The sequence below is a fragment of the Cnuella takakiae genome (assembly GCF_001953305.1).
Taxonomy (GTDB): Bacteria; Bacteroidota; Bacteroidia; order Chitinophagales; family Chitinophagaceae; genus Flavisolibacter; species Flavisolibacter takakiae.
Genome location: NZ_MTFE01000010.1, coordinates 3692355 through 3694340 on the forward strand (window position 1 = coordinate 3692355; position 1986 = coordinate 3694340).

Here is a 1986-nt window from a genome sequence, read left to right on the forward strand (position 1 = left end):
TGAGCTAATCCCCCAGTGACAAAAGCCTCATGCTTGTCTAGTAGACCCGAGCAGATTTGAACTGCTGACCCCTACATTATCAGTGTAGTGCTCTAACCAGGCTGAGCTACGGATCTGTAACTGGTGCCCCGTTTCGAGTGATCAGCAAGTGATCCCCTTCTTGGGTTACTTAAGTGTAAAAGAACTTAAAGAAACAATGAAAGTATTTGGAAACAACAGCAACACGTTATAACAGTAATCATTTTGTTAGTACATCATTTGCATGATAACTAAGCTAAGCGCTCTAAAAAGGAGGTATTCCAGCCGCACCTTCCGATACGGCTACCTTGTTACGACTTAGCCCCAGTTACCGGTCTTACCCTAGGCGGCTCCTTGCGGTTACCGACTTCAGGTCCCCCCGGCTTCCATGGCTTGACGGGCGGTGTGTGCAAGGTCCGGGAACGTATTCACCGTATCATTGCTGATATACGATTACTAGCGATTCCAGCTTCACGCAGTCGAGTTGCAGACTGCGATCCGAACTGAGAGAGGGTTTTTGGGATTGGCGCCTTATCGCTAAGTGGCAGCCCTTTGTCCCTCCCATTGTAGCACGTGTGTAGCCCTGGGCATAAAGGCCATGATGACTTGACATCATCCCCTCCTTCCTCGCGTCTTACGACGGCAGTTTCAGTAGAGTTCCCAGCGTTACCTGATGGCAACTACTGATGGGGGTTGCGCTCGTTGCGGGACTTAACCCAACACCTCACGGCACGAGCTGACGACAGCCATGCAGCACCTTACTAAGTGTGTATTGCTACAAAATGAGCTTTCACCCACGGTCACTTAGCATTCTAGCCCAGGTAAGGTTCCTCGCGTATCATCGAATTAAACCACATGCTCCACCGCTTGTGCGGACCCCCGCCAATTCCTTTGAGTTTCAACCTTGCGGTCGTACTTCCCAGGTGGGATACTTAATGCTTTCGCTCAGACGCTGACAGTCATATCGCCAACGTCGAGTATCCATAGTTTAGGGCGTGGACTACCAGGGTATCTAATCCTGTTTGATCCCCACGCTTTCGTGCCTCAGCGTCAATAACTCTGTAGCAAGCTGCCTTCGCAATTGGTGTTCTATGTCATATCTAAGCATTTCACCGCTACATGACATATTCCGCTCACCTCCCGAGTATTCAAGACCCATAGTATCCATGGCAGTTTCCGAGTTAAGCTCAGAGATTTCACCACGGACTTACAAGCCCGCCTACGCACCCTTTAAACCCAGTGAATCCGGATAACGCTTGCACCCTCCGTATTACCGCGGCTGCTGGCACGGAGTTAGCCGGTGCTTATTCCCAGGGTACCGTCAAGCTCTCTAGAAAAAGAGTGTTTCGTCCCCTGTAAAAGAAGTTTACAACCCAGAGGGCCTTCATCCTCCACGCGGCATGGCTGGTTCAGACTTGCGTCCATTGACCAATATTCCTTACTGCTGCCTCCCGTAGGAGTCGGGCCCGTGTCTCAGTGCCCGTGTGACTGGTCGTGCTCTCACACCAGTTACTGATCGCAGGCTTGGTAGGCCGTTACCCTACCAACTACCTAATCAGCCGCACGCCCATCCCTGTCCACCAGAGTTTTAATCACTGTGTGATGCCACACCATGATCTTATGGGGAGTTAATCCGGGTTTCCCCGGGCTATGCCCCAGACAAGGGTAAGTTGCGTACGTGTTCCGCACCCGTTTGCCGGTCGCCGCCAGTTGTATTGCTACAACCGCGCTGCCCCTCGACTTGCATGTATTAAGCCTGCCGCTAGCGTTCATCCTGAGCCAGGATCAAACTCTCCATTGTAAATGAAGTGTTTGGATTCCTGACTAATTAATCTCAATTTGAATTGAATTAACGAGTCAAAAAAACCAATAATTAATATTATCGCTTGTTTTTGATTACCTAGTGTTTTGATACATCCTATCGGATTGTATCGTGCTGTTGCTTCCAAACTTTCAAAGATCTTAGTA

At 49.7% G+C, this 1986-nt stretch carries 2 tRNA genes and 1 rRNA gene (1 of these 3 cut by a window edge); all 3 read right to left on the reverse strand.

The window, feature by feature from the left end:
• Nucleotides 1–14, reverse strand: a tRNA-Ala gene (locus tag BUE76_RS15990); it reaches 78 nt to the left of the window's first position.
• Nucleotides 15–41: 27 nt separating this feature from the next.
• A tRNA-Ile gene (locus BUE76_RS15995) sits at nucleotides 42–116 on the reverse strand.
• Nucleotides 117–287: 171 nt separating this feature from the next.
• Nucleotides 288–1819, reverse strand: a 16S ribosomal RNA gene (locus tag BUE76_RS16000).
• Between the last annotated feature and the right edge of the window lie 167 nt (nucleotides 1820–1986).